Annotated in this window: 25 protein-coding genes; 13 read left to right on the top strand and 12 right to left on the bottom strand. The window is 65.1% G+C overall.

What is annotated here, in order from left to right; translation table 11 throughout:
- Nucleotides 1-91: 91 nt before the first annotated feature.
- Together fadD17 and SKC41_RS10395 are read left to right on the top strand one after the other, a co-directional pair.
- Complete coding sequence (fadD17, locus tag SKC41_RS10400; RefSeq protein ID WP_330978830.1) at nucleotides 92-1,600, top strand: long-chain-fatty-acid--CoA ligase FadD17; 1,509 nt, start codon at nucleotides 92-94, stop codon at nucleotides 1,598-1,600.
- A gap of 4 nt (nucleotides 1,601-1,604) precedes the next feature.
- A complete protein-coding gene (locus SKC41_RS10395; protein WP_330977551.1) occupies nucleotides 1,605-2,318 on the top strand; it encodes a hypothetical protein in 714 nt (237 codons plus the stop codon).
- A gap of 34 nt (nucleotides 2,319-2,352) precedes the next feature.
- Here SKC41_RS10395 and SKC41_RS10390 read toward each other — a convergent pair whose 3' ends face one another.
- Together SKC41_RS10390 and SKC41_RS10385 are read right to left on the bottom strand one after the other, a co-directional pair.
- A complete protein-coding gene (locus tag SKC41_RS10390; RefSeq protein WP_330977550.1) occupies nucleotides 2,353-3,903 on the bottom strand; it encodes an acetolactate synthase large subunit in 1,551 nt (516 codons plus the stop codon).
- Nucleotides 3,900-4,724, bottom strand: a complete 825-nt coding sequence (locus SKC41_RS10385) for an amidohydrolase family protein (protein WP_330977549.1) — start codon at nucleotides 4,722-4,724, stop codon at nucleotides 3,900-3,902. Before SKC41_RS10385 ends, SKC41_RS10390 begins: the two co-directional genes overlap by 4 nt.
- A gap of 159 nt (nucleotides 4,725-4,883) precedes the next feature.
- Here SKC41_RS10385 and pstS point away from each other — a divergent pair, with 159 nt between their 5' ends.
- Nucleotides 4,884-6,017 (top strand): phosphate ABC transporter substrate-binding protein PstS, encoded by a 1,134-nt coding sequence (gene pstS, locus SKC41_RS10380; protein WP_330977548.1) that lies wholly within the window; start codon nucleotides 4,884-4,886, stop codon nucleotides 6,015-6,017.
- Between the two features lie 7 nt (nucleotides 6,018-6,024).
- Here the strand turns inward: pstS and SKC41_RS10375 are convergent, their stop codons facing one another.
- Both SKC41_RS10375 and SKC41_RS10370 read right to left on the bottom strand, forming a co-directional pair.
- Nucleotides 6,025-6,792 (bottom strand): fructosamine kinase family protein, encoded by a 768-nt coding sequence (locus tag SKC41_RS10375; protein WP_330978829.1) that lies wholly within the window; start codon nucleotides 6,790-6,792, stop codon nucleotides 6,025-6,027.
- 4 nt (nucleotides 6,793-6,796) lie between these two features.
- Nucleotides 6,797-8,461 carry an acyl-CoA synthetase gene (locus SKC41_RS10370; protein ID WP_330977547.1) on the bottom strand — a complete coding sequence of 555 codons (1,665 nt, stop codon included), beginning with the start codon at nucleotides 8,459-8,461 and terminating at the stop codon, nucleotides 6,797-6,799.
- A gap of 64 nt (nucleotides 8,462-8,525) precedes the next feature.
- Here SKC41_RS10370 and SKC41_RS10365 point away from each other — a divergent pair, with 64 nt between their 5' ends.
- Both SKC41_RS10365 and SKC41_RS10360 read left to right on the top strand, forming a co-directional pair.
- Nucleotides 8,526-9,350 carry a crotonase/enoyl-CoA hydratase family protein gene (locus tag SKC41_RS10365; RefSeq protein WP_330977546.1) on the top strand — a complete coding sequence of 275 codons (825 nt, stop codon included), beginning with the start codon at nucleotides 8,526-8,528 and terminating at the stop codon, nucleotides 9,348-9,350.
- A 102-nt stretch (nucleotides 9,351-9,452) separates the two neighbouring features.
- Entirely contained in the window at nucleotides 9,453-10,319 is an 867-nt protein-coding gene (locus SKC41_RS10360; protein WP_330977545.1) for a hypothetical protein, read from the top strand.
- 133 nt (nucleotides 10,320-10,452) lie between these two features.
- Here SKC41_RS10360 and SKC41_RS10355 read toward each other — a convergent pair whose 3' ends face one another.
- The 3 genes from SKC41_RS10355 to SKC41_RS10345 are packed head-to-tail and all read right to left on the bottom strand — an operon-like array spanning nucleotide 10,453 to nucleotide 13,455.
- The gene (locus SKC41_RS10355) at nucleotides 10,453-11,643 is read right to left on the bottom strand and encodes a cytochrome P450 (protein ID WP_330978828.1); all 1,191 of its coding nucleotides are present in this window, start codon (nucleotides 11,641-11,643) and stop codon (nucleotides 10,453-10,455) included.
- A gap of 11 nt (nucleotides 11,644-11,654) precedes the next feature.
- Nucleotides 11,655-12,371: an acetoacetate decarboxylase family protein gene (locus SKC41_RS10350; RefSeq protein ID WP_330977544.1), complete on the bottom strand. Its 717-nt coding sequence runs from the start codon at nucleotides 12,369-12,371 to the stop codon at nucleotides 11,655-11,657.
- Between the two features lie 43 nt (nucleotides 12,372-12,414).
- The gene (locus SKC41_RS10345; protein ID WP_330977543.1) at nucleotides 12,415-13,455 is read right to left on the bottom strand and encodes an LLM class F420-dependent oxidoreductase; all 1,041 of its coding nucleotides are present in this window, start codon (nucleotides 13,453-13,455) and stop codon (nucleotides 12,415-12,417) included.
- Between the two features lie 81 nt (nucleotides 13,456-13,536).
- Between SKC41_RS10345 and SKC41_RS10340 the strand changes: the two genes are divergently transcribed.
- From SKC41_RS10340 to SKC41_RS10315, 6 genes are all read left to right on the top strand, one after another.
- Complete coding sequence (locus tag SKC41_RS10340; RefSeq protein WP_330977542.1) at nucleotides 13,537-14,532, top strand: Zn-ribbon domain-containing OB-fold protein; 996 nt, start codon at nucleotides 13,537-13,539, stop codon at nucleotides 14,530-14,532.
- Nucleotides 14,533-14,547: 15 nt separating this feature from the next.
- Entirely contained in the window at nucleotides 14,548-15,612 is a 1,065-nt protein-coding gene (locus SKC41_RS10335) for a thiolase domain-containing protein (RefSeq protein ID WP_330977541.1), read from the top strand.
- Complete coding sequence (locus tag SKC41_RS10330; RefSeq protein ID WP_330977540.1) at nucleotides 15,612-16,805, top strand: thiolase domain-containing protein; 1,194 nt, start codon at nucleotides 15,612-15,614, stop codon at nucleotides 16,803-16,805. The genes SKC41_RS10335 and SKC41_RS10330 overlap by 1 nt, the downstream gene beginning before the upstream one ends.
- Nucleotides 16,802-17,209 carry a nuclear transport factor 2 family protein gene (locus SKC41_RS10325; protein ID WP_330977539.1) on the top strand — a complete coding sequence of 136 codons (408 nt, stop codon included), beginning with the start codon at nucleotides 16,802-16,804 and terminating at the stop codon, nucleotides 17,207-17,209. Before SKC41_RS10330 ends, SKC41_RS10325 begins: the two co-directional genes overlap by 4 nt.
- Before the next feature lie 81 nt (nucleotides 17,210-17,290).
- The gene (locus SKC41_RS10320; RefSeq protein ID WP_330977538.1) at nucleotides 17,291-18,250 is read left to right on the top strand and encodes an NHL repeat-containing protein; all 960 of its coding nucleotides are present in this window, start codon (nucleotides 17,291-17,293) and stop codon (nucleotides 18,248-18,250) included.
- Between the two features lie 107 nt (nucleotides 18,251-18,357).
- Nucleotides 18,358-19,332 (top strand): NHL repeat-containing protein, encoded by a 975-nt coding sequence (locus tag SKC41_RS10315; protein ID WP_330977537.1) that lies wholly within the window; start codon nucleotides 18,358-18,360, stop codon nucleotides 19,330-19,332.
- Nucleotides 19,333-19,342: 10 nt separating this feature from the next.
- Here SKC41_RS10315 and SKC41_RS10310 read toward each other — a convergent pair whose 3' ends face one another.
- Complete coding sequence (locus SKC41_RS10310) at nucleotides 19,343-19,867, bottom strand: gamma carbonic anhydrase family protein (RefSeq protein ID WP_096290274.1); 525 nt, start codon at nucleotides 19,865-19,867, stop codon at nucleotides 19,343-19,345.
- A 125-nt stretch (nucleotides 19,868-19,992) separates the two neighbouring features.
- On the opposite strand from SKC41_RS10310, the gene SKC41_RS10305 reads away from it, so the two are divergent.
- Nucleotides 19,993-21,165 carry a Rieske 2Fe-2S domain-containing protein gene (locus SKC41_RS10305; RefSeq protein ID WP_330977536.1) on the top strand — a complete coding sequence of 391 codons (1,173 nt, stop codon included), beginning with the start codon at nucleotides 19,993-19,995 and terminating at the stop codon, nucleotides 21,163-21,165.
- Between the two features lie 4 nt (nucleotides 21,166-21,169).
- On the top strand, nucleotides 21,170-21,616 hold the full coding sequence (locus tag SKC41_RS10300) for a hypothetical protein (protein ID WP_330977535.1): 447 nt from the start codon (nucleotides 21,170-21,172) through the stop codon (nucleotides 21,614-21,616).
- 178 nt (nucleotides 21,617-21,794) lie between these two features.
- Here SKC41_RS10300 and SKC41_RS10295 read toward each other — a convergent pair whose 3' ends face one another.
- The 4 genes from SKC41_RS10295 to SKC41_RS10280 all read right to left on the bottom strand — a co-directional run bounded on the left by SKC41_RS10295 (nucleotide 21,795) and on the right by SKC41_RS10280 (nucleotide 25,308).
- Entirely contained in the window at nucleotides 21,795-22,943 is a 1,149-nt protein-coding gene (locus SKC41_RS10295; RefSeq protein ID WP_330977534.1) for a sulfotransferase family protein, read from the bottom strand.
- Between the two features lie 48 nt (nucleotides 22,944-22,991).
- On the bottom strand, nucleotides 22,992-23,774 hold the full coding sequence (locus tag SKC41_RS10290; protein WP_330978827.1) for an SDR family oxidoreductase: 783 nt from the start codon (nucleotides 23,772-23,774) through the stop codon (nucleotides 22,992-22,994).
- 2 nt (nucleotides 23,775-23,776) lie between these two features.
- Nucleotides 23,777-24,904 carry a hypothetical protein gene (locus SKC41_RS10285; protein ID WP_330977533.1) on the bottom strand — a complete coding sequence of 376 codons (1,128 nt, stop codon included), beginning with the start codon at nucleotides 24,902-24,904 and terminating at the stop codon, nucleotides 23,777-23,779.
- Between the two features lie 101 nt (nucleotides 24,905-25,005).
- A complete protein-coding gene (locus SKC41_RS10280) occupies nucleotides 25,006-25,308 on the bottom strand; it encodes a hypothetical protein (protein ID WP_330977532.1) in 303 nt (100 codons plus the stop codon).
- Between the last annotated feature and the right edge of the window lie 78 nt (nucleotides 25,309-25,386).

Below are 25,386 nucleotides of genomic sequence, written 5' to 3'. Positions count from 1 at the left end.
AGCCCGGCGACGATGCGGTTCGTATGAACGACCGAGGTGAGGGCACCCCCAGCCGCGGAGCGGCGAGGGGGGAGTGGGCGCATTGACTGCGGTGATTCCGGCCGACCCGACGGTTACCAAGCTGCTGGAGCCGCTGGCTGAGATCGACGACCGGGGGATCTACTTCGAGGAGTCGTTCACCAGCTGGCGCGATCACCTGCGACACGGTGCCGCGATCGTGGCGACGCTGCGCGAGCGGCTCGACCCGAACAGGCCGCCGCACGTCGGCGTACTGCTGGAGAACACACCGTTCTTCTCGGCGATGTTGACGGCGGCCGGGATGTCGGGGATTGTGCCGGTCGGTCTCAACTCGGTGCGTCGCGGCGAGGCACTGGCACGCGATATCAGCCGGGCCGACTGCCAGCTGGTCCTAGCCGACTCGAAATCTGCTGCGACACTGGATGACATCGATCACCTGAACGTGGATTCTGCGCAGTGGGTCGCCGAAGTCGACGCACATCGTGATGCCGAGTTGAGTTTCCAATCAGCGTCGGCCGAAGACCTTTTCATGCTGATCTTCACCTCGGGAACCAGCGGTGAACCGAAAGCGGTGAAGTGCAGCCACGGCAAGGTCGCGATCGCCGGAACGACGATGGCACACCGGTTCGACCTCGGCCGTGACGACGTCTGCTATGTGTCGATGCCGCTGTTTCATTCCAACGCGGTTCTGGTCGGCTGGGCGGTGGCCGCGGCGTGCCGGGGCTCAATGGCGTTGCGGCGCAAGTTCTCTGCATCGAACTTCATGGTCGACGTGCGCCGCTACGGCGCGACCTACGCCAACTACGTGGGCAAGCCGCTGTCCTACGTGCTGGCCCAGCCGGAGCAACCCGACGACGCGGACAACCCGCTGCGGGCGGTGTACGGCAACGAGGGAGTGCCCACTGACATCGAACGGTTCGCACGCAGATTCGGCTGCAAGGTGCAGGACGGGTTCGGCTCGACCGAAGGTGGAGTCGCGATCGCCCGCACCCCCGATACGCCGACGGGCGCATTGGGGCCGCTGACCGAGGGGCTAGACATCGTCGACCCCGAGACCGGCAGGTCCTGCCCGCCGGGAGTCGTCGGCGAACTGGTAAACACCAGCGGGCCAGGCCGATTCGAGGGTTACTACAACGACCCTGCCGCCGAGGCCGAACGAATGGCCGGCGGGATCTACCACAGTGGTGATCTCGCCTATCGCGATGAGGACGGATTCGCGTACTTCGCTGGGCGCCTTGGTGATTGGATGCGGGTCGACGGCGAGAACCTCGGCGCAGCACCGATCGAGCGGGTACTGCTGCGATACCCCGACGCGGCCGAGGTCGCCGTGTACGCGATCCCCGATCCGGTGGTCGGTGATCAGGTGATGGCCGCTTTGGTGCTGGCGCAGGGTAGCGAGTTCGACACCGAGAAATTTCGGGCGTTCCTGGCCGAGCAGCCCGACCTGGGGCCCAAACAGTGGCCGTCGTACGTCCGGATCAGCGCGGAGCTGCCGCGGACGGTCACATTCAAGGTGCTCAAACGCCAGTTGGCGGCCGAAGGTATCGACTGTCATGATCGGGTATGGCCGATACCCCGATAGCCCTATGACGTCCCGGCCCCTGGAGCTCGCGCTGGAAGCGAGTTTTGAGCAGCTTTGCGACGTGGTGCCGGCCAACATTGGTGTGGCGATCGCGCGTCCGGACCGGACCTATTCACTGGGCAGATGGTGGTCGGGCGTGGCCTGGTCGACAATCAAAGTGCCGCTGGCGATCGCGGCGTTGCGTAGCGATTGGCTCAACGCCCGCGAGCTGGCGGTCAAGGCCATCACCGAATCCGACAACCGCGCTTCCGAACAGTTGTGGTCGCTGCTGGGCGAACCGGCGGACGCGGCCCGCAAGGTACAGGGCGTTGTCGCCGAGGGTAGCGACACCGCGACGGTGGTCGAATCGCGGCGAGTTCGGCGCGGTTTCACCGCATTTGGCCAGACGCAGTGGACGCTGCGGCGGCAAGCCCGATTCGCCGCGGAGTTGCCGTCGGTCCCCGACGCGACTGAGGTGATCGAGCTGATGACCGACCTCACACCCGATCACCGATGGGGCCTGGCCGCCAATGGCTCTGCGGCCAAAGGTGGTTGGGGTCCCGGAACCGATGGCGATTACCTGGTGCGGCAATTCGGGATCCTGCCCACGCCTTCGGGGGAATGGGGCGTGGCATTGGCAGCCGAAGTCCACGATGGCGGCTTTGAAACCGGTGTCGAGGTGGTCAATACGGTGACGGACTGGCTCGTCAGCCGGCTTCCCGTGCTGGCCCGCTATTGACGATATCGAACTCCAAGGGCCGAATCGGGTTGCCTCAGCCCGTAATCGAAGGCACCACCGCGTCGATCAGATGCGGCCCGGGTTCGGCGAAGCCTTCGCGCAGCGCATCGGCGAACTCCTCGGCGGTGCTCACCCGGCGGGCCGGTACCCCCATACCTTCGGAGATCTTGACGAAATCCATTGTAGGACGCGATAAATCAAGCAGATCCAGCGCCTTGGGACCGGGGGCGGACCCGGCACCGACGCGCTGCAGCTCAATCCGCAAGATGTCGTAGGCGCTGTTGTCGTACAGCACGGTGGTCACGTTGAGGTTCTCACGCGCCTGCGTCCACAGCCCGGCAATCGTGTACATCGCCGACCCGTCGGATTCCAGGCAGAGCACCGGCCGGTCCGGGGCGGCCACCGCCGCACCGACCGCGGTGGGGATGCCGTAGCCGATCGCCCCACCGGTCAGCGTCAGCCAATCATGCGCCGGTGCCCCGGCGGTGGCCTGCGCCAGCAGCAGGCCCGAGGTATTCGACTCGTCGACGACGATCGTCCGTTCGGGCAACAGCGCGCCGATCACTTCGGCCGCCGACGCCGAGGTCAACGCGCCGGTCGGCAGCTGCGGGCGCGACGCGGCGGCCAGGGGCGCAACCGTGCCGGGCGCGATCTCGTCGGCCAGTGCGATCAGCGCGTCGGCCGCACCGAGGTAATCGGCGAGCACGTGCACCTCACAACCCGCCGGTACCAGGTCGCTGGGCATGTTCGGGTAGGCGAAGAACGACACCGGAGATTTGGCACCGGCCAGGATCAGATGCTTGGCGCCGTCCAGTTGGGCCGCGGCGGCCTCGGCGAAATACGCCAACCGCTCGACGGCGGGAACGCCGGCGCCGCGTTCCAGGCGCGTCGGAAAGGTCTCGCAGAGCCAACGGGCCCCGGTTGCCTCCGCGATCCGCGCGGCGGCGGCCAGCCCGGGGCCGCGGGTCGCGTCACCGCCCACCATGATCACCGCCGGTTCTCCCGATCGCAGGACCTCCGCGACCTCGGGCGCCAGCAGGGGGTCCGCACTCGCCGGCCGCGCGGGCGGTGCTGCGGCGGGCTGGGCGCCATCCGACCAGGACACGTCGGCGGGCAGGATCAGCGTGGAGATCAGCGAGCGGGCCCGGCTCGCCGCGATCGCCTCGGCGGCGTCGAGCGCCACGTCGGCGGCGGTAGCCGTGCGGCGCACCCATCCCGAGACAGTGCCCGCGAGCGCGTCGATATCGGATTCCAGTGGGGCGTCGTACTTTTTGTGATAGGTGGCGTGGTCTCCGACGACGACCACCATCGGCACATGCGCCCGGCGCGCGTTGTGCAGGTTGGCCAGGCCGTTGCCCAATCCTGGCCCCAGATGCAACAACACTGCCGCCGGCCGATCGGCGATGCGGGCGTAGCCATCGGCTGCGCCCGTGGCGACACCCTCGAAAAGCGCTAGCACGCCCCGCATTTGGGGAACGGTGTCCAGCGCGGCCACGAAGTGCATCTCCGAGGTGCCGGGATTGGCGAAGCACACGTCCACGCCGCCGTCGACCAGGGTGTTGATCAGAGCCTGCGCACCGTTCACCTGATTGCCTCCAGTTTGAATACGCGTGCGGCATTGCCGTGCAGAAAGTCGCGGCGAGCCTCGTCGTCCAGCCCGAGTTCGTCGAGCCCGGCCAAAGCATGCGTGTGCGTGATCATCGGGTAGTTGGTGCCGAACAGGACTTTGCGTTGTCCGGTACCGGTTTTCATGAACCGGATCAGTTCGTCCGGCAGCCGCCGAATGGTGTACGCCGACGTATCGATGTAGACATTCTCGTGCTTGCGCGCAACGGCCACCATCTCCTCGGTCCATGGATAGCCGACATGTCCGCACACAATCACCAGCTCAGGAAAATCCAGCGCCACCTGGTCGATATAGGGTATCGGGCGCCCGGTCTCCGAGGGCCGTAGCGGGCCGGTGTGACCGACCTGGGTACAGAACGGAACGCCGGCCTCGACGCACTCGGCGAACAGCGGGTAGTAACGGCGATCAGTGGGCGGCGCGTTCCACAGCCAGGGCACCACCCGCAGCCCGACGAATCCTTCGGCGACCCGGCGCCGCAGCTCACGGACCGCCTGCATCGGACGATCGAGATCGACGGCCGCCAGACCGGCAAACCTGTTCGGGTGCAAGCGAACCCAGTCGGCGACCTCGTCGTTGGAGACCATGTCCTGGCCGCCTGGGCCGTACCACGCACTGAGCAGCCCGAAGCCGACGTCGGCCGCGTCCATCGCCGCGACGGTGACGTCGATCGGGATATCGTCGTCCGGGATGGAGCCGCCGGTCCAGCGACGTAAGGACGCCAGCATGTCGCTGCGCAGGAACCGCGCAGTGGGGTGCTGCATCCACACATCGACCGTCATCGCGATTCGACTGTACGGCGCGGACGGGCCACACAGCGCAGGCGGCTGGTCAAGGAGGCGCCATCCATAACAACTGCTGTGGAAGATGCGCGGAACTGCAATAGTGTTCGCAGGCTTCCAGGTGTCGTCCCAGAGCCAACGGAAACTCCACGAGGGCTGATGAAAATTCGTTTGCGTGTGCTGGGCGCGGCGGTGCCGCTGATGCTGATCGCAGCCGCGTGCGGTTCACACTCACCAGGCGCTTCGCCGACGTCTAGCGCCGCCGTCAACATCGCCACCACCCCACCGACGTCAAATGTGACGCTGTCAGAGTCCGGTTCCAAGGACCTCTACCCGTTGCTCGATGCGTGGGTTGCGGCTTATCACTTCAAGTACCTCAACATCACGATCAATATCGCCCGCGCGCCGGCCGCGGTCGGGATCTCGCAAGCTGCAGCGGGAGCGGTGAACATCGGCGCTTCCGGCGTCCACCTGTCCGAGGCTGACGTGGCGGCCCACCCAGGGTTGATGAACATTGCGCTGGCCGTTTCCGCTGTGTACGTCCACTACAACCTGCCCGGTGTCGCCGGGCACCTCAAACTGAATGGCAAAGTGCTGGCCGCCATGTACCAGGGCAAGATCAGGACCTGGAATGACCCGCAGATCGCGGCCCTGAATCCGGGGGTGAGTCTGCCGGCGACTCGGGTCGTTCCGCTCCACCGTTCCGATGCGGGGACCAGCGACACGTTCCTGTTCACCGAGTATCTGTCCAAGCAAGATCCCGAGGGCTGGGGCAAGTCCCCCGGCTTCGGCACCGCCGTCGACTTTCCAGCAGTCCCCGGCGCGCTCGGTGAGACCGGTGCCCCGGGCATGGCGGGCATGGTGACCGGCTGTGCCGAAAATCCGGGCTGCGTTTCCTATCTCGCCAGCAGTTACCACGAGCAGGCTATCCAGAGTGGACTGGGCGAAGCCCAACTGGCCAATGCTTCGGGGAATTATGTGATGCCTGAAGCTGAAAGCATTCAGGCAGCGGCCGCGGGGTCGGCCTCGCAGATGCCTGCGAACCAGGTGATCTCACTGGTCAACGGGCCTGTCCCGGACGGCTACCCGATCGTCAACTACGAGTACGCGGTCGTCTACGCCAAACAGAAGGATCCTGCGGTGGCACAGACCATGCAGGCTTTCCTGTCCTGGGTGGTCACTGACGGCAGCAAACCCAACTTCCTGGACGCGGTGCACATTTACCTTCGGCCGCTGCCGGATTCGGTCCAGAAGCTGTCCATGGCCCAGATCTCCAAGATCACCGCTAGCTGAATTCGTCTCAGGCGTTCAGCGCGGCGCGGGCACAAGCGTGGGTGCGCTGGGCATACCCGCCTCCGAACAGCACGACGTGCGCCAGCAGCGCAAAAAGCTGGTGCAGGCCGACGCGGTCGCGCCAACCTGGTTGCAGCGGTCGCACCTGCTCATACCCCGCGATGATGGCGTCGTAGTGCGGACAGCCGAACAGCGCGAGCATCGCCAGGTCGCTCTCGCGATGCCCGGCGTGCGCGGCCGGGTCGATCAGGACCACGCCGTCCGGTGTCCACATCACGTTGCCGCCCCACAGATCGCCGTGCAAACGGGCGGGCCGGTCGCCGTCTTCGAAATCGCCCGCACGGCAACGCCTCATGACGGCCTCGGTCGCGGTCCGGGCCGACGCATCGAGCCCGCCCGCGGCGAGCTCGAGCATCGGCGCCAACCGCTCTTCGGCGTAGAAGTCGCCCCAGCTTTGATGGCGGCGCAGCGACATCGGCAATGGCTGCGACAGCGGCCCGAAGAAGCCCGGCCCATCCCAGCCGTCCGGACCGGCGCCAAACGCCGGAGCACTCGCGTCGTGCGTGACGGCCAATTGGCCGCCGAAGGTATGTGCGGCCTTCGGATCCGGACTCACTGCTTCGAGGCGCCGTAAGGTCAGGCTCGTTGCGTCAACCGCCACGATCGGCGCACAGGGCACGCCGCCGCCGACCGCCGCAAGCCATCGCAGTCCCGCGGCTTCCCACGCGAAGTAGCCGGAGGGGGCGCCGGCGTGCTGTTTGACGAAGTCGGTCAGGGTATCAGGCAGTCGTCGCGTGAGCGGCGTGCACGTCGTCGGCCGGGCGCGCTTCGGTCTGCTCCTTGGCCCAGCGGTAGTCGGGCTTGCCGGCGGGCGAACGCTTCACCTCGTCGACGAGCCAAAGACTGCGTGGCACTTTGTATCCCGCGATCTCGGAGCGCACGAAGCTATCCAGTTCGGACAGCGCCGGACGGGTCCCCGGCCGCGCCTGCACGACGGCAGCCACGTGCTGGCCGTAGCGGGGGTCGGGCACGCCGACCACCAGGGCGTCGAAGACGTCGGGGTGTCCCTTCAGCGCGGCTTCGACCTCTTCGGGATAGATCTTCTCGCCACCGCTGTTGATCGACACCGAGCCGCGGCCCAGCATCGTGACCGTGCCGTCCTCCTCGACGGTCGCGTAGTCACCGGGGATGGCGTAACGCACGCCGTTGATGGTCTTGAACGTCTCGGCGGTCTTCTTCTCGTCCTTGTAGTAGCCGACGGGAATGTTGCCCTTCTTGGCAATGAATCCACGGACTCCCGAGCCAGGCTGGACCTCGTTGCCGTCGTCGTCGAGGACGACGGTGCGATGGTCGATCGTGACCCGCGGGCCGCCGCTGTGCGGGGCGTCCTTGGCGACGACGCTGGTGCCGCCGAAGCCGGTCTCCGAGGAGCCGATCGAGTCGGTGATGACGCGGTTGGGCAGCAGCTCGAGGAATTTCTCCTTGATGCTCGGGGAGAACAGCGCGGCGGTGGAGGCGAGCAGGAACAGCGAGGACAGGTCGTACTGGTTGCCCTTGTCCTGGTGCGCCAGCAGCGCGTCCAGCAATGGCCGCGCCATCGCGTCGCCGGTAAAGAACAGCAGGTTGACCTTGTGGTCGTGAATCGTGCGCCACACTTCCTCGGCGTTGAATTCCGGTGCGAGGACGGTGGTTTGACCCGAGAAGATCGACATCCAGGTCGCCGACTGGGTGGCGCCGTGGATCATCGGCGGAATCGGGTGGCGGACCATCGGCGGGTTCGCCGCGGCGGCCTTGGCCAGGTCGTACTCATCCTCGACGAATTCTCCTGTGGCGAAGTCGGTTCCACCGAACAGCACGCGGTAGATGTCCTCGTGGCGCCACATCACGCCCTTCGGGAATCCGGTGGTGCCGCCGGTGTAGAGCAGGTAGATGTCGTCGGCGCTGCGTTCGCCGAAGTCGCGCTCGGGTGAACTGTTCGCGATCGCGGAGTGGAACTCGACGCCGCCGTAGCGCTGGAAAGCGTTGTCTGGAACATCCGAGCCGTCCTCCACGACCAGGATCGTCTTGACGTTGGGAGTCTCGGGCAGCACGTTGGCCACGCGGTCGGAGTACTGGCGTTCGTGGACCAGCGCGACCATGTCGGAGTTGTCGAACAGGTAGCGAAGCTCCCCCTCGACGTAGCGGTAGTTGACGTTGACCAGGATGGCGCCGGCCTTGATGATGCCGAGCATCGCGATGACGATCTCGATGCGGTTGCGGCAGTACAGCCCGACCTTGTCGTCCTTCTTCACACCCTGCTCGATCAGGTAGTGCGCCAGGCGGTTGGCCTTCTCCTCCAGTTCGGCGTAGGTCAGCTTTTCATCGCCGCAGATGAGGGCTACACGGTCAGGCACGGCGTCGATGGCGTGCTCGGCAAGATCGGCAATATTCAGGGCCACGGCCACCAAATTAGAACGTGTTACATTTCTTGACAAGTTCGCCCCCACCGACGACGGAAAGGCAGTAGCCGTGGCTCAGGATAATGGGCAAGCGCCAGCAAACGAACCAACGGGACCGGACGCGATCGTTGAGCAGCGCGGTCACACGCTCATCGTCACCCTGAATCGACCACACGCCCGCAACGCGCTGAGCACCGAAATGATGGAAATCATGGTGCAGGCCTGGGACCGCGTCGACAACGACGACGACATCCGGTGCTGCATCCTGACCGGGGCCGGTGGCTACTTCTGCGCCGGCATGGATCTGAAGGCAGCAACCAAAAAACCGCCGGGCGAGTCGTTCAAAGACGGCAGCTACGACCCGTCACGCATCGATGCCCTGCTCAAAGGTCGTCGGCTGACCAAACCACTGATCGCGGCCGTCGAAGGCCCCGCGATCGCCGGTGGCACCGAGATCCTGCAGGGCACCGACATCCGCATCGCGGGCGAGAGCGCCAAGTTCGGCATCTCCGAGGCCAAGTGGAGCCTGTACCCGATGGGCGGCTCGGCCGTCCGGCTGGTACGCCAGATCCCCTACACCGTCGCCTGTGACCTGCTGCTGACCGGCCGGCACATCACCGCCGCCGAAGCCAAGGAGATCGGCCTGATCGGCCATCTGGTGCCGGACGGCCAGGCGCTGACCAAGGCCCTCGAGATCGCCGAGCTGATCGAGAACAACGGCCCGCTGGCCGTGCAGGCGATCCTGCGGGCCATCCGCGAGACGGAGGGCATGCACGAGAACGACGCGTTCAAGATCGACACCCAGATCGGCATCAAGGTGTTCTTGTCCGACGACGCCAAGGAAGGCCCGCGGGCATTCGCCGAAAAGCGCAAGCCCAACTTCCAGAACAAGTAGCGCTTTTGCGCCGAGCGTGCTCTCACTGCGATATTTCGGCTGTTTTTTCGCAGTGACAGCACGTTCGGCGCATGTGTCGGTGGTCGACGACACACTGCCTCCGTGAGAGAGCCATTCATCGGCAGCGAGGCCGTCAAGTCAGGTGCCCTGACGGCCTATCAGCTGCGTAGCCGATTCGTCGCCATCCATCCCGACGTCTATGTCCCATCCGGTACTGACCTCACCGCGACGATGCGAGCCCGAGCAGCCTGGCTATGGTCACGGCGTCGCGGCGTCGTCGCCGGACAATCCGCCGCGGCACTGCACGGTGCAAAGTGGGTCGACCAGCGGGCGCCGGCTCAGTTGCTGTATCAACACCGTCGGCCGCCGCCGGGAATTCGCACGTGGTTGGATCGCGTCGCCGACGACGAGATACAGCTGGTCGGCGGCATGTCGGCGACGACGCCGGCGCGAACTGCCTTCGACCTCGCCTGTCGCAATCCCCTCGGGAAAGCCGTCGCCGCCATCGACGCTTTGGCGAATGCCACCAGGCTCGATGTCGCCGACGTCGAGCTAATCGCCGAACGCTACAAAGGGCATCGAAATGTCCGGCGCGCCAGGCAAACTCTCAAGCTGGTCGACGCCGGCGCGGAGTCACCGCGCGAGACGTGGGTGCGGCTGCTGCTCGTCGGGGCCGGATATCCACGGCCACAGACCCAGATTCCGGTCTACGGCCAATACGGTGAGCTCGTCGCGGTGCTCGATATGGGTTGGGAGAACATCAAACTCGCGGTGGAGTACGAAGGCGATCATCACCGGACCGACCGACGGCAATTCAATCGGGACATCGCGCGCTACGAGGCAGTGACCACCGATCTCGGTTGGGTCGTCGTCCGTGTTACCGCCGAAGACGTGCCGGGCGGCATTCTGCGCCGAGTAGCAGCGGCCTGGTCCCGCCGAACGTGCTCTCAGCGCGAGAAAATCGCCTAAACCCCGCCGTCAGAGCACGTTCGGCGAAGTGCGCCGCCGTCAGAGCACGTTCGGCGAAGTGCGCCGCCGCCGTCAGAGCACGTTCGGCGAAGAGGTGGGGAGAGGCGGGTGTGGGAGGGCCAGCGCTAACGGGCTACGAAAGCGGCGCGGTCGGGGTGAAGGTGACCGGCATCTTCTCCAGGCCGGACACGAAGTTCGCCGGACGCAACGGCAGTGCGGCGTCGGATGCCAGCCGCATGTCGGGCAGGCGCTGTAGCAGGCGGGTCTGCATGATCGACAGCTCGAGGCGGGCGAGCTGGTTGCCGAGACAGAAGTGCGTGCCGAAGCCGAACGCGAGGTGGTTGTTCGGGTAGCGCTCGATGTTGAAGCTCTCCGGATCGTCGAAGACCTTCTCGTCGAAGTTCGCCGACTCGAACAGCAGGATCATCTTTTCGCCCGCGTGCAGCGCGGTCCCGTGGAACTCGGTGTCGGCGGTGATCGTGCGTGCCATGTTCTTCACCGGCGCCGTCCAGCGCAGCATCTCTTCGATCGCGTTGGGCAGCAGGCTCAAATCGGCCGCCAGGCGCTTGTGCTGATCGGGGTGCTGCAGCAGTTGTCTGGTTCCGCCCGACAGGGTGTGCCGCGTGGTCTCGTCGCCGCCGATCAGCAGCAGCAGCACCTCGGTGACGATCTGGTGGTCTTCCAGGCGCGACCCTTCTACCTCCGCGTGCACGAGAACGCTGACCAGGTCGTCGGTCGCCTCCTTCTTGCGTTCCTCGATCATGCCCATCATGTATTGGCTGTAGGTGGCGAAGGCCTCCATCGTGACCTGGATATCGGCCTCGGCCGCGGTGCTACTCAAGGAACTGACCAGATCGTCGGACCACTTGAGGAACATCGCGCGTTCCTCGGGGCGCACACCGAGCATGTCGCCGATGACCGCCATCGGCAGTGGCGCGGCCAGGTCCCAGACGAAGTCACATTCGCCGCGTTCGCACACCGCGTCGATCAGCGTGTCGCACAACGAGGTAATCGAGGCCTCCAGATTCTTGACCCGCTTGCGGGTGAACCCGTAGTTGACGAGCTTGCGGCGCAACAGATGTTGCGGGTCGTCCATCTCGATCATCATCTCGACGCCCGGCTGGTCCGGCCGGATGCCACCGGCATTCGAGAACAGCTCCGGGTTGCGCTCGGCCTCGATGACGGACTGATACGTCGACGCCGCGGCAAGCCCGTTGCGGTCTCGGAAGACCGGCTCGTTGTCGCGCATCCACTTGTAGATGGACCGGGAGTCACCGGCGTAGAAAGCGCCGTCGGTCAAGTCGACGTCGGGTTTGGTCTTCACATCGGGAAGGGTCATGAGATCTCCTCGGCATCGCCGAATGTCATTTGAACTTGGTCAGCAGAGCTGGACAACATCGCGCGCTTCGGAAGACCGAGCGACGCAAGCTCTTTCGCGTAGGCGTGATCGCCCAGCCGGACGCGAACGCCCCCGAGCCGTGTCCGAACCCCGTCCAGAGTGTGCTCGAAGGCGGTCTCGCGGGTAATTCCGTCGCGGTGCGAGTAGCTGCGCTGTGCCTGCTGACGGGGGGTCAACCGAATCGGCAGGCCCGCACGGAAGTCCATGCCGATCACCAGTTGCCCATCGACCGTGCAGTCGAACCCGAACTGGCGACCGTCGCGAATCGTGAAGTCCGCCATGACTTTCGGGTAACCCCAGATCTTGGTTCCCGCCTCCAGGGTGAACTCCTGGTCGACGGGCAGGTGATGGATGAACGCGCCGGCGTTCTGCAGGGCGCGCGGCCCGCTCGCTGTCGACCCGGGCGGGTTGACCATCACGCTGGTGCCGAATTCGTAGTACTGGCCCAGGTCGCCGTCGATGTAATGCATCAGCATCAGGACCACAATCGCGCGCCCGGGCAGGTATCGGCAGACCTGCAGGCCGCTGTAGTCGATCAAGTGCTGGGCGGCGTCGGCGTTCACCGAGAACATCGCCATGTGTTGATTTGCCTGGCGGATCCTCACCGGCATGGTGAGGACGGTGCCCGCGATGGTGTGCTGCGACGCAGTCATCCGGTCAATCTAGAACGTGTTCTCGACATGTAGCAAGAACTGTCTAGACGAGCGTGGCAAGCTCCCGGACCTGCTCCGCGCTGCGGCCGGAGACGACCATCATCGTGACGCCGGCCGCCTCCCATGCCTTGATCTGCTTACGGACGTAGTCGACGTCGCCCACGATCGCGGCATCATCGATGACTTCGTCGGGGATGATCTCGGCGGCCTTGTCCTTCTGGTTGCTGCGGAACAGCTTGGTGACATCGTCGACCACTTCGGAGTAGCCCATCCGGCGATACACATCGGCGTGGAAGTTGGTGTCCTCGGCGCCCATCCCACCCATGTAGAGCGCGATGTAGGGCTTCATGGCCGCGAATGCGGCGTTGCGGTCCTCGGTGATCACAATGTTGGCCGTCGCGCAGATCTCGAAGTCCGCACGGCTGCGTCGCGCACCCGGCCGGGCGAAGCCCTCGTCCAGCCACTCGTTATAGGTGTCGGCCATCCGCGGCGTGTAGAAGATCGGCAGCCAGCCATCGCAGATCTCGGCGGCCAGCGCGACGTTCTTCGGTCCCTCGGCGCCCAGCATGATCGGGATGTCGCTGCGCAGCGGGTGGGTGATCGGCTTGAGCGGCTTGCCCAGGCCGGTAACCGGTTGCCGGGCCCCGTCCTTCAAAGGCAGCGGGTAGTGGGGGCCGTCGCTGGTCACCGGCGCCTCGCGGGCCCACACCTGGCGGATGATGTCGATGTACTCACGGGTGCGGGCCAGTGGCTTGGGGAACGACTGGCCGTACCAGCCCTCCACGACCTGCGGACCGGACACCCCGAGCCCGAGAATGTGCCGGCCACCGGAAAGGTGATCGAGAGTGAGTGCGGCCATCGCGCATGCCGTCGGGGTCCGCGCGGACAGTTGCACGACCGAAGTGCCAAGCCGCACCCGTTGCGTCGACGAACCCCACCAGGCCAGCGGTGTATAGGCGTCCGAACCCCATGCCTCGGCGGTGAACACGGCGTCGAATCCGGCGGCCTCCGCTTCGGCGACGAGCTCACCGTGGTTCTCCGGCGGCGCAGCGCCCCAATATCCCAGCTGCAGACCCAGCTTCATGTCTCCGCCTTTCCCGGCCAGAACGGACCCGACCACTACCCGATGTTGAAACGGTTCTTAGAACCTGTTCTACTCGATGGCGTGACAGCCACTTCGAGCGGCCCGACCACGATCGATCACTCCGAGCCGCCCCTCTCAGCGCCGTTAACTCTGGCCTTCGACTACACCCGTTCAGTCGGTACCACGCTTAGCAATTTCTTCACCGCACTGCGTGAGCGCCGCGTCCTCGGGGTGCGCGGATCGGATGGCCGGGTGCATGTGCCACCGGCGGAATACGACCCGGTTACCTACGAACCGCTGGGCGAGATGGTACCGGTGTCACCCGTCGGCACCGTGGTGTCCTGGACCTGGCAGGCCGACCCGCTGGAGGGCCAGCCGTTGGATAAGCCGTTCGCCTGGGCCCTGATCAAGCTGGACGGCGCCGACACCCCGTTGATCCACGCCGTCGACGCCGGCACACCGGACAAGATCAAGACCGGCGCTCGGGTGCATGTGCACTGGGCCGACGAGACGGTGGGCGCCATCACCGACATCGCTTACTTCGCGCTCGGCTCGGAGGAAGAACCCGTCGCCGACCCGACTTCCAGCGACCAGGACCCGGTCACGATGATCGTCACGCCGGTCTCGCTGACGATCCAGCACACCGCGTCGCACGAAGAGAGCGCATACTTGCGCGCCATCGCGGAGGGCAAGCTGCTGGGCGCCCGCACCGGGAAGAACGGAAAGGTGTACTTCCCGCCGCACGGCGCGGACCCGGCCACCGGCCAGCCCACGACCGAGTTCGTCGAGCTGCCGGACAAGGGCACCGTCACGACGTTCGCGATCATCAACATCCCGTTCCAGGGACAGCGCATCAAGCCGCCCTATGTGGCCGCTTATGTGCTGCTGGACGGCGCCGACATCCCGTTTCTGCATCTGGTCGCCGACATCGACGCGCACGAGGTGCGGATGGGCATGCGAGTGGAAGCGGTGTGGAGGCCCCGGGAGGAATGGGGATTTGGCATCGACAACATCGAGTACTTTCGGCCCACCGGTGAACCGGACGCCGAGTACGACACCTACAAGCACCACCTGTAAAGGGCTTACCTGCACATGAGCGAACGCAATGTTGCGGTCGTCGGCTTTGCCCACGCCCCGCATGTCCGCCGCACTGACGGCACCACCAACGGCGTCGAGATGTTGATTCCGTGTTTCGCCCAGCTCTACGAGGAGCTGGGCATCGCCCGGACCGACATCGGCTTCTGGTGCTCCGGATCGTCCGATTACCTTGCCGGACGGGCCTTTTCGTTCATCTCGGCCATCGACTCGATCGGTGCCGTCCCGCCGATCAATGAGTCGCACGTCGAGATGGATGCGGCCTGGGCCCTTTACGAGGCCTACATCAAGATCCTGACCGGCGAGGTGGACACCGCGCTGGTGTACGGCTTCGGCAAGTCCTCGGCCGGCATCCTGCGCCAGATCCTCTCCCGGCAGACCGACCCGTACACCGTCGCGCCGCTGTGGCCGGACTCGGTGTCGATGGCCGGACTGCAGGCGCGGATGGGCCTCGACTCCGGCAAGTGGAGCGAAATGCAGATGGCCCGAGTCGCATTCGATTCATTCGCCAACGCCCGCCGGGTCGACAAGGTGGAATCGGCGGTCAATGTCGAAGACCTGCTGGAGCGGCCCTTCTTCGCCGACCCGCTGCGACGGCACGATATCGCACCGATCACCGACGGCGCTGCCGCGATCGTGCTGGCCGCCGACGACCGCGCGCGCGAGTTGCGCGAAAACCCGGCCTGGATAACCGGAATCGAGCATCGCATCGAAACCCCGGTGCTCGGTGCGCGCGACCTCACCGACTCTCCGTCGACGCGGGCCGCGACCAAGGCGGCCACCGGCGGCACCACCGCCGACCTCGACGTCGCCGAGATCCATGCGCCGTTCACCCACCAGCACCTGATCCTGGCGGACGCCATTCGGATCCCTGGGAAGACGAAAGTCAATCCGTCCGGCGGTGCGCTGTCGGCCAACCCCATGTTCGTCGCCGGTCTCGAGCGCATCGGATTTGCCGCACAACACATCTGGGACGGTTCTGCGAATCGGGTGCTGGCGCACGCCACCAGCGGACCTGCGCTGCAACAGAACCTGGTCGCGGTCATGGAAGGAAAGAACTGATGGCCGGTGCAGGAGCGCACCTCGCCGCGGTACTGGGTACCGGGCAAACGAAGTACGTAGCCAAGCGCAAGGACGTGTCGATGAACGGCATGGTGCGTGAGGCCATCGACCGGGCGCTGGCCGACTCCGGTTCCACGTTCGACGACATCGACGCGGTGGTGGTCGGCAAGGCGCCCGACTTCTTCGAGGGCGTCATGATGCCGGAGCTGTTCATGGCCGACGCCGTGGGCGCCACCGGCAAGCCGCTTATCCGGGTGCACACCGCTGGATCGGTCGGCGGATCCACCGCGGTGGTGGCGGCCAGCCTGGTGCAGTCGGGCAAGTACAAGCGCGTGCTGGCGATGGCCTGGGAGAAGCAGTCGGAATCAAATGCCATGTGGGCGTTGTCGATTCCGATCCCGTTCATCAAGCCGGTCGGCGCCGGCGCGGGTGGATACTTCGCCCCGCACGTGCGCTCCTACATCCGCCGCTCGGGGGCACCGTTGAACATCGGCGCCATCGTCGCGGTCAAGGACCGGCTCAACGGGGCCCGCAACCCGCTGGCCCACTTGCACCAGCCCGACATCACCGTGGAAAAAGTGATGGAGTCCCCCATGCTGTGGGACCCGATCCGCTACGACGAGACCTGCCCGTCGTCCGACGGTGCCGCCGCGGTCGTGATCGGTAACGAGGAGATCGCCGAAGCCCGGCTGGCGCAAGGAGAGCCGGTGGCGTGGATCCACGCGACCGCGCTGCGCACCGAGCCGCTGCAGTTCTCCGGCCGCGACCAGGTCAGCCCGCAGGCCAGCCGTGACGCGGCCGCGGCGCTGTGGGAGGGGGCGGGCATCAAGAGCCCGATCGACGAGATCGACGCCGCCGAGATCTACGTGCCGTTCTCCTGGTTCGAGCCAATGTGGTTGGAAAGCCTTGGATTTGCTCCCGAGGGTGAAGGCTGGAAGCTCACCGAGGCCGGCGAGACCAAGATCGGCGGAAAGCTACCGGTCAACCCGTCCGGCGGGGTGCTGTCGTCGAACCCGATCGGCGCGTCGGGCCTGATTCGCTTCGCCGAGTCGGCGATCCAGGTGATGGGCAAGGGCGGCGACCACCAGGTTCCGAACGCCCGAAAAGCGTTGGGACACGCCTACGGCGGCGGCTCGCAGTACTACTCCATGTGGGTGGTCGGTGCCGACAAGCCACAGAAAGTAAGCGCGTGAGCGAAAATCCGGCCCACGAAGCAGGCCGTCGCTCGCGCGAGGCGGTCGGCGCCAGGGACAAACAAGCCTGGCTCGCGGTATTCACCGACGACGCCATCGTCGAGGATCCCATCGGGCCGTCGGCCTTCGACCCCGAAGGTAAGGGACACCGCGGCCGCGACGCCATCTCGGCGTTCTGGGACAAGGCCATCGCCCCCACCACCAAGATCGAGTTCTTCTTCCGCGATACCTACCAGTGCGGCAACGAGGAAGCCAACGTCGGCCACATCCTGATCACGACGGGCGACTACCAGACTACGGCCGAAGGCGTGTTCACGTACAAGGCCAACGACGACGGCAAACTGGTTGCCCTGCGCGCGTATTGGGAGATGGACCGCGCGGCCGCAAATACCCGCAAGGTCTAGGTCCTCGCCTAACCCGGTTCCCGGAATTCACCGGGAACGTCCTGTGCGCGTGCAACGTCGCGCGGTATCCTCCTGGTTCCCATGGACGAAATCAGGCCGAAAACACCCGCAACGAGTCGGTCGCACCAGCGGCTGCGGATCCTGTCCATCGCCGGCGCCGCAATCCTGGTGATCCTCGCGGTCGTCGCCGTCTACCTTCTATTGGGACGGACGTCGGCGACACAGGCCTCGACCAAACCCAGTCCGACGCCGAATCCTGCTGGACGGTCCGGCCAGGTCGCCCTGCCGTTCGAGCTCGTGGATACCGACGGGCTGGAGGTGGACGGTGTCGGCAACGTCTTCGTCTCCGACGCGGGCTCCGACCGGGTGTGGGAGCTGAAAGCCGGCTCCGACAAGCCGATCGTGCTCCCGTTCACCGGACTCAAGGAGCCCGGCGGTCTATCGGTGGACGGCAGCAATGCCCTCTATGTGGTCGACCAGAAAAACAATCGGATACTGAAACTGCCGGCCGGCTCCAGCACGCAGATCGAATTGCCGATGACCGGGCTCGCGGATCCCTATGGAATAGCGGTCAATAGCCGCGGGAACGTCTTCGTCGCCGACTTTCAGGGCAATCGGGTGCTGGAATTGCCCGCAGGCTCGAATACTCAGGTGGAGGTGCCATTCGCCGGACTCGACCGTCCCTACGACCTGGCCGTGGACGAGGCCGATACCGTGTACGCGGCCGACGCCGGTAACAACCGGGTGGTGAAACTGGCCGCGGGGACGACCACCCCGGTCGTCCTCCCATTCACCGGCCTGAATTTTCCGAACAGTGTGGCGATCGACCACAGCGGCAATGTGTACGTGACCGACCTGAACAACAATCGAGTGCTCAAGCTTGCCGCCGGTTCAAATGCCGAGTCCCGACTGCCCTTCGACAATTTGAGCGCCCCGTTCGAGGTGGCAGTGAGCCCGAAGGGCGATATCTACGTCGCCGATTTACACAACCGGGTGCTCAAAATGCCGGCGGGATACGAACCGATCGCGTTGGGGAGTTGAGCGGCATTTCCGGTGGGCGAGCATTTCTTCTGAACTTGCTATGCGTCGCGAAAGCAGAGCGGTAGTGTCCTGGTGTCGCGCACACCGCGGTGGTTGAGGAGCCGGTCATGGACGACGATTGGGAGCTTGAGAAGCCTGCGAAGGCCCAGCCGCCACGGCGGTCACGACCCTCTCTGACGATCATGGGCGCCGCGGCCGTCGTGATCGTTGCCGTCCTCGGCGTGGCCGGATACTTCGCCTTCGCGCGACCGTCGTCCGGCAACGCATCGTCCCCCCACACCACGACAACCAGCGCCGCGCCGCCCACGTCTGGCGCGGTCGTGCTGCCGTTCACCCTCGCGGATCCCGAAGGCGTGGAGGTGGATAACGCCGGCAATGTGTATGTCGCCGACTCGGGCGGCAACCGGGTGCTGGAACTGCGGGCCGGCGCCAACACGCCAATCGAGTTGCCGTTCACCGGCCTGAACCGTCCCGCCGGTCTGGCCACGGACCACGACGGCAATCTCTATGTCGTCGACGAATACAACAAGCGGGTGCTGAAGCTTCCCGCCGGCTCCAAGACTCAGATCGAGCTTCCGTTCACCGGCCTGACCGAACCGCATGGGGTGACGGCGGACAGCGCCGGCAACGTCTACGTCGCCGACTTCAAGAACAACCAGGTGCTCGAAATGCCCGCCGGCTCAAACGTTCAGGTCCCGGTTCCGTTCATCGGACTTAACCAGCCTTACGATCTCGCGGTCGACAGCGCTGACGCGATCTACGTCGCCGACGCCGGCAACAATCGGGTGCAGAAGCTGGCCACCGGGTCGACCACCCCGGTCATTCTCCCGTTCACCGGCCTGAACTTTCCGAACAGTGTGGCCATCGATCGCAGCAACAGCGTCTACGTCACCGACTTGAACAACAATCGGGTGCTGCGATTGACGGCGGGCTCGAACACGGTGTCCGTGTTGCCTTTCGGCGATCTCTTCGCGCCCTATGGGATCGCGGTCGGGCCGCAGGATGACGTGTATGTGGTTGACTTCCGCAACCGGGTGCTGAAGTTGCCGGCCGGATATCAGCCGACAGTACTTTCGCAATGATCCCGATGGTCTAGATCGGCTCCAGCCCGGTGAGATGCCGCTGCGCGAGATCGCGATATGCCTGCGGATTCAGGTTGATCCACATCTCGGCACCCGTCCCGGCGATCGGGCCCTTGATCTGAGCCGGCGCTCCGACGACGAGCACCCCGGCCGGAATCTGTGTGCCGGCGGTCACCAGGGAATGCGCTGCGACCAGGCTGCGCGCACCGATCACCGCGCCGTCGAGAACGGTGGCGTGGTTGGCGATCATCGCCTCAGAACCCACGTGAACGCCGTGAATGACACACATATGGGCCACCGTCGCGCCCGGTCCGATGTCGACGGGGATGCCCGGCGGCGCGTGCAACACCGATCCGTCCTGCACATTGGCGCCTTCTCGCACGACGATCGGCCCATAATCGCCGCGCAATACGGCGTTGAACCAGACCGACGCCCCGGCCTCGACCGTGACGTCGCCGATCAGGGTCGCGGTCGGCGCCACGAAAGCCGTCGGATCGATCCGTGGCGCCCGACCCTCGAAAGCAAACAGTGGCATCGTCTAGATATACCCCAAGCATGAAGCACTCCCCGGGACAGCGCAGCTAGACCCGCTGTCGTTGCGCTTACGGGCCGTAAAACTGTAACGTGTTCTAGTTAGAGGGCTAGCAATGGAGGTGACAGGTGACTACCGACACCAAAGCGGTCGGCATCCGGGAAATCGATCCCGGCGCGTTGCCGACCAGATTCGCCCGCGGCTGGCACTGCCTGGGCGTGGCGAAGGACTTCCAGGACGGCAAGCCACATTCCGTTGAGGCTTTCGGCACCAAGCTGGTGGTCTTCGCAGACTCGCACGGGGACATCAAGGTTCTCGACGGCTACTGCCGCCACATGGGCGGGGATCTCTCCGAGGGCACCATCAAGGGCGACGAGGTCGCGTGCCCGTTCCACGACTGGCGCTGGGGCGGCGACGGCCGCTGCAAGCTGGTGCCGTACGCCAAGCGCACGCCGAAAACGGCGCGCACCCGGTCGTGGACGACCGATGTGCGCGGCGGCCTGCTGTTCGTCTGGCACGACCACGAGAACAACCCCCCGGACCCCGCCGTCCGCATTCCCGACATCCCGGAGTCCCACAGCGACGAGTGGACCGAGTGGCGCTGGAACAGCATCCTCATCGAGGGGTCCAACTGCCGCGACATCATCGACAACGTCACCGATATGGCGCATTTCTTCTACATCCACTTCGGGTTGCCGACGTACTTCAAGAATGTCTTCGAGGGTCACATCGCCTCGCAGTACCTGCACAACGTGGGCCGGCCGGACGTCAGCGATTTGGGCACCTCTTACGGCGAGGCGCACCTGGACTCCGAAGCGTCCTACTTCGGCCCGTCGTTCATGATCAATTGGCTGCACAACAGCTATGGCGGCTATAAGGCCGAGTCGATTCTGATCAACTGCCACTACCCGGTGACCCAGAACTCGTTCGTGCTGCAATGGGGTGTCATCGTCGAAAAGCCCAAGGGCATGGACGAAAAGATGACCGAAAAGCTGTCCAGGGTCTTCACCGAGGGTGTCAGCAAGGGCTTTTTGCAGGACGTCGAGATCTGGAAGCACAAGACGAGGATCGACAACCCGCTGCTGGTTGAGGAAGATGGCGCCGTCTATCAGCTGCGTCGCTGGTATCAGCAGTTCTATGTTGATGCCGCCGACGTCGAACCGGAAATGGTGGAGCGCTTCGAGATCGAGGTCGACACCACCCGCGCCATCGAACACTGGAACGTCGAGGTTGCCGAGAACCTCAAGGCACAGGACGCCGAAACCGCTGCGGCCGAAGAAGTTCCAGTCGAACAGCACTGACGACATGGGTGACGATCAGCCGGCGGTTCCCGACGTCGATCGGCTCGCCCGATCGATGCTGCTGCTGCATGGCGACGGCCACGACCACGAGGACAAGCCCGCCCACAACGGTGGGTCTGGATCCTGGTCGAAGTCAAGGGATTTCGCGAACGACCCGCAGCGGGCAGCCGCGGTCCGCGAGGCCAGCCTGGCCGACCGGCAGCGCTACCTGACATCAGGTCTGCAGCCGGTCGATTGCCGCTTCTGCCATGTCACTGTGACCGTGCGCAGGCTGGGACCGGGATATACTGCGGTGCAATGGAATACCGAAGCGTCGCAGCGTTGTGCCTACTTCGCCGAGGTGCGTGAATCCGGTGGTGATCCTGCACGAACCAGGTCCTGCCCCCGCCTGTCCGACAGCATCGAACACGCGGTGGCCGAGGGCTACCTGGAGCGTCCCGAGGAAGACTGATTCAACTTGCGTGTGGTTCGGAGCTCGGCGAATCGAGGGTCGATGACCACTCGGCACGGGGCTACCCGCGTCGAGTGCGCGTCTAGGGCGGGAAAATGGCCGAAATCCCGCCCAGGAGCGACACTCAACGCCGCCGACGCACACTCGACGCGGACTCGGACCGCGCCGGTGCACCCGATCACAGCCCGGCGAAGCGTTCCTTGACCTCGTCCGCGGTGAGCCCGTAGTCGGCCAGCGAGTACTTGTGCTTCGGAGCCCGCGCGCCGGTCTGACTCTCGGCGTGGCTGTCCTCCATGGCCTTTCGCGCCTCGTCGGTCAGGTTCAGGCCGAAGTGGCGGTACACCGTGGCGACCGTTCCGAGCGGATCGGCGATCAAGTCATGGTAGTCGACGTCGCAGAACTGGGCGGGGTCGTATTTGGCGCGTGCGGTGTTGAACAATTGCAGACCGCGCGACCAGGTTTCCATTGCGTCAGCACCGATCTGGGCGCCCGAGAAGGTCTTCGACCATCCTTCGGCGGTGTGCTGCGCCAATGAGCACATCGACGCCAGGATCGTCTCCACCGGCCGGTGTGTCTGGATCACCAGGGCGTCCGGATAGGTCGCCATCAACGCGTCCAGCGCGAACAGATGGCTGGGATTCTTGAGCACCCAACGCTTTCCGACATCGTTCAGCCCAATCAGCTGAAGGTTGCGGCGGTGCCGCTGGTATGACGGTGTCCAGTCCTGCCGCGAGAGCCACTGCGAATAAGTGGGCAGGTGCGACAGCGTCTCATAGGACACCGAATGCAGCGATTGCCGCAGCAGCTGCCAGCACTCCTCCAGCTCATAGGCGGCCATGAAATGCAGGCCGGTGTATTCCGGATTCTCCGCGTGAGCCTTTTCGAACTGCGCGTTCAGCGAGCTGTACCACGGGTTGGCATCCCACTCGTCCCGCGGCGGACGCGGTTGCGGGAACTCGGCCAGCCACAGGTGCAGTCCCTGATGCACGGGATCGGCTCCGAGCAGGCGGTGCAAGATCGTCGTGCCGGTACGCGGCAGGCCGGTGACGAAGATCGGCCGCTCGATGCCCACCTCGGCGTGCTGCGGATACTGCTTCCAGGCCGATTCAGCGAACAGCCTGGACACCAACGCGCCGCGCAAGAAGAAACGATTCATCTTGCTACCCAACGGGGTTAGGCCGGCATCACGCCGATAGGACTCCAGCAGCACCTCAAGGGCTTCGCGGTAGTTGTCGTCGTCAACGCCGAAGTCGTCGAGCCCGACCAGCTTGGTGGCCGAGGCGTGCATGTCCTCGACGGTGCCGACGTCGGTGCGCTCACCGCCCATCTCGCCGTCTCCTCCTCATCGCTTCGCTCTGCATCGTCGATGGCGGCATTAGGTGTGGTACTCCCCGCAGTTGACGTCCAATGTCTGCCCGGTGATGCCGCTGGACAGATCGCTGGCCATGAACAGAATCGCCGAGGCGACCTCGTCCTCGGTAGGCAGCCGCTTCAAGTCGGAGTTCGCCGCGGTGGCCTGGTAGATCTCCACGGCCGTGGTTCCGTACTTGCCGGCTTGGTGGTTGAAGTAGGCCTGCAACGTGTCACCCCAGATGTAACCGGGCGCAACGGAATTGACGCGAATACCCTTGTCACCGAGTTCAGTGGCCAGCGACTGCGACATCGACAGCAGGGCGGACTTGGCCATCTTGTACGCGCCGTACTTGGCCTGCGAGTGCCTCAGCACCATCGAGTTGACGTTGACGACCGAACCCTTGGAGGCTTCCAGCGCCGGCGTGTAAGCCTGGATCAGCCGCAACGCCCCGAGCGCGCTGAGCTCGATCGCGTCACGGATATGCTGAAATGTGGTGCCCGCCAACGGCTTCATCGAAGGCACCCGGAACGCGTTGTTGATCAGAACGTCGACCTTGCCGTAGGTCGCCATCGTCTGTTCGACGAGATTGTTCACCTGATCGTCGTCGGTGATGTCCGTCGATACCGCCAGCGCCTGGTGGCCGGCGTCCTTGAGTTGCTGGGCGACCTCTTCGAGCCGCTCGGCGGTGCGTGCCGCAAGTACCAGATCGGCCCCGTCGCGGGCACATCGGTGTGCCAGCGTGGTACCAAGACCCGGTCCGACGCCACTGATGACGACCACCTTCTTCTTGAGCATCCCTGACATCGTCACCCCAGCATCCTTGCTTGAATTTGTTGCTGGCGCAACGCGATTCGTGCACGCCAATCGTCCTCGGAAATCTTGTTGTGGTCGAAATACGGCAACTTGCTCGCTACCGCGTCGAGGTCGACCAGCTCCACGGTCGGCCCGTCGGCATCGGTCAGCTCGCGCGACACCCGCTGCCAGCGGAACTGCAGATACCCGCGTCGGTGCCCCAGGGTCTCGACCCAGTTGGTCACACCCGGATTCCCGTCGGCAACGACGATGCGGACCTTGCCGTCCGGATCCGCCTGTGCCTGAGTGTTGTTCAGCGAGGTCTGGTGGTTGATGTAGTCCAGCGAGATGTACCACAGGCTGCCGAGCTGGAAGCCGAGATAGGGCGCGTCGCTAACCGGAATGGTGATGATCAGCGCCTGGTCGGGATTCAGGTCGTAGTGACCCACCGACGAATACTGGGTCGCCAGCCCACCCGGGGTCAACCGCGGCGCCACCATCGTGTTGACGGGCAGATTCAGGTAGAACCACTGCGGGAATTGCAGCCAGGTCTTCACCCGCTGCACCAGCTGCTTTCCGGCTGTGGCGTAACGCTTTTCGATGAGTTCACGGGTAAGTGGCGGCGGGGCGGTGCCGGCGGTGTCCAGCCGGGAAATCGCCAGCGTGCCGCGCTGAGCTGACCAGTCGCCGTACACCTCACGCATCACCAGCTGCCCATTGCTGGTCGGCCGCACCCGCCACTCGAAGGTGCCGTCGGCGGCGATCTCCAGTTCACGGTCGTCGAACGCGGCCTGGCTGGCGGGCACGTTGTCGTCGGTGTACTCACCACCGAGCAGCTGGAAGCTCAAGTCGGTGGTGGTACCGCGGACCCCGGTGACCACGTAGTCGTGGTCGGCGTGCACGCGGGTGCCGAAGTACAGGGTGTCGGGATTGTCCAGACCCATCTTGGTGAACGGCCCGGTGCCCGACTGCAGGAACGGGTGATCCCGGTCGTAGTCGAACGCCAGATGGATACACGCCGAGATACCGCCGGCCAGATACTGCAGTCCTTCGAGCAGGTCGGCTTCGGTCTCGATGTGCGGTGCGGCGGCGACGAGCTTCTCGGCTTCGGCGATCGCATCGGTGAGAGAGTGAGAGAACACGCCTAGACGCTAGAACGTGTTCTACTTTTTCGTCAATGGCGAACATTCCCGCGCGTCGCCGCCGGGGTTTACCGACTTGAAAGATTAACCCCGCCCGCTCGCTACGAGGTGCACTGCTGGGACAGGTCGATCAGATGCTGACGGACATCCGGATGCCGACTCAGGTAGTCCATGACGTTGGGGCCGCCGCCCTCCGCCTGAGACTTGGCGGACAGCGTGGCCTTCACGTCGGGATGCCGCGACAGGTACGCGTCGATGGATTGCCCCACGGTCTGATTGCACGGATCCGCGCTTGCGACCGGCAGCGCGATCACGGTGGCAGCGGTTGCGGTGAGTAGCCCCCCGGCGATCAGGCCGTACAGTCCGCGGCGACCCATGCCGTTCGTGTTGGATGTCGTCCTCATGCGCGCGACGCTACGCGCGGCGGCTGTGCCCGGGCTGTGCCCCGACTGTGTTTGAGAGCAACCTGTGCCCTATCCGTG

The sequence above is a fragment of the Mycobacterium sp. 050128 genome, assembly GCF_036409155.1.
In the GTDB taxonomy this organism is placed as follows: Bacteria; Actinomycetota; Actinomycetes; order Mycobacteriales; family Mycobacteriaceae; genus Mycobacterium.
Note: the sequence above shows the minus strand (reverse complement) of the source record. Positions and strands in the feature narration are given on the sequence as shown.

Coding starts and splice junctions, on each gene's coding strand:
- SKC41_RS10395 (WP_330977551.1), top strand. CDS start 1,605: ATGACGTCCCGGCCCCTGGAGCTCGCGCTGGAAGCGAGTTTTGAGCAG.
- SKC41_RS10385 (WP_330977549.1), bottom strand. CDS start 4,724: ATGACGGTCGATGTGTGGATGCAGCACCCCACTGCGCGGTTCCTGCGC.
- pstS (WP_330977548.1), top strand. CDS start 4,884: ATGAAAATTCGTTTGCGTGTGCTGGGCGCGGCGGTGCCGCTGATGCTG.
- SKC41_RS10350 (WP_330977544.1), bottom strand. CDS start 12,371: ATGACTGCGTCGCAGCACACCATCGCGGGCACCGTCCTCACCATGCCG.
- SKC41_RS10345 (WP_330977543.1), bottom strand. CDS start 13,455: ATGAAGCTGGGTCTGCAGCTGGGATATTGGGGCGCTGCGCCGCCGGAG.
- SKC41_RS10335 (WP_330977541.1), top strand. CDS start 14,548: ATGAGCGAACGCAATGTTGCGGTCGTCGGCTTTGCCCACGCCCCGCAT.
- SKC41_RS10330 (WP_330977540.1), top strand. CDS start 15,612: ATGGCCGGTGCAGGAGCGCACCTCGCCGCGGTACTGGGTACCGGGCAA.
- SKC41_RS10320 (WP_330977538.1), top strand. CDS start 17,291: ATGGACGAAATCAGGCCGAAAACACCCGCAACGAGTCGGTCGCACCAG.
- SKC41_RS10315 (WP_330977537.1), top strand. CDS start 18,358: ATGGACGACGATTGGGAGCTTGAGAAGCCTGCGAAGGCCCAGCCGCCA.
- SKC41_RS10310 (WP_096290274.1), bottom strand. CDS start 19,867: ATGCCACTGTTTGCTTTCGAGGGTCGGGCGCCACGGATCGATCCGACG.
- SKC41_RS10300 (WP_330977535.1), top strand. CDS start 21,170: ATGGGTGACGATCAGCCGGCGGTTCCCGACGTCGATCGGCTCGCCCGA.
- SKC41_RS10295 (WP_330977534.1), bottom strand. CDS start 22,943: ATGGGCGGTGAGCGCACCGACGTCGGCACCGTCGAGGACATGCACGCC.
- SKC41_RS10290 (WP_330978827.1), bottom strand. CDS start 23,774: ATGTCAGGGATGCTCAAGAAGAAGGTGGTCGTCATCAGTGGCGTCGGA.
- SKC41_RS10280 (WP_330977532.1), bottom strand. CDS start 25,308: ATGAGGACGACATCCAACACGAACGGCATGGGTCGCCGCGGACTGTAC.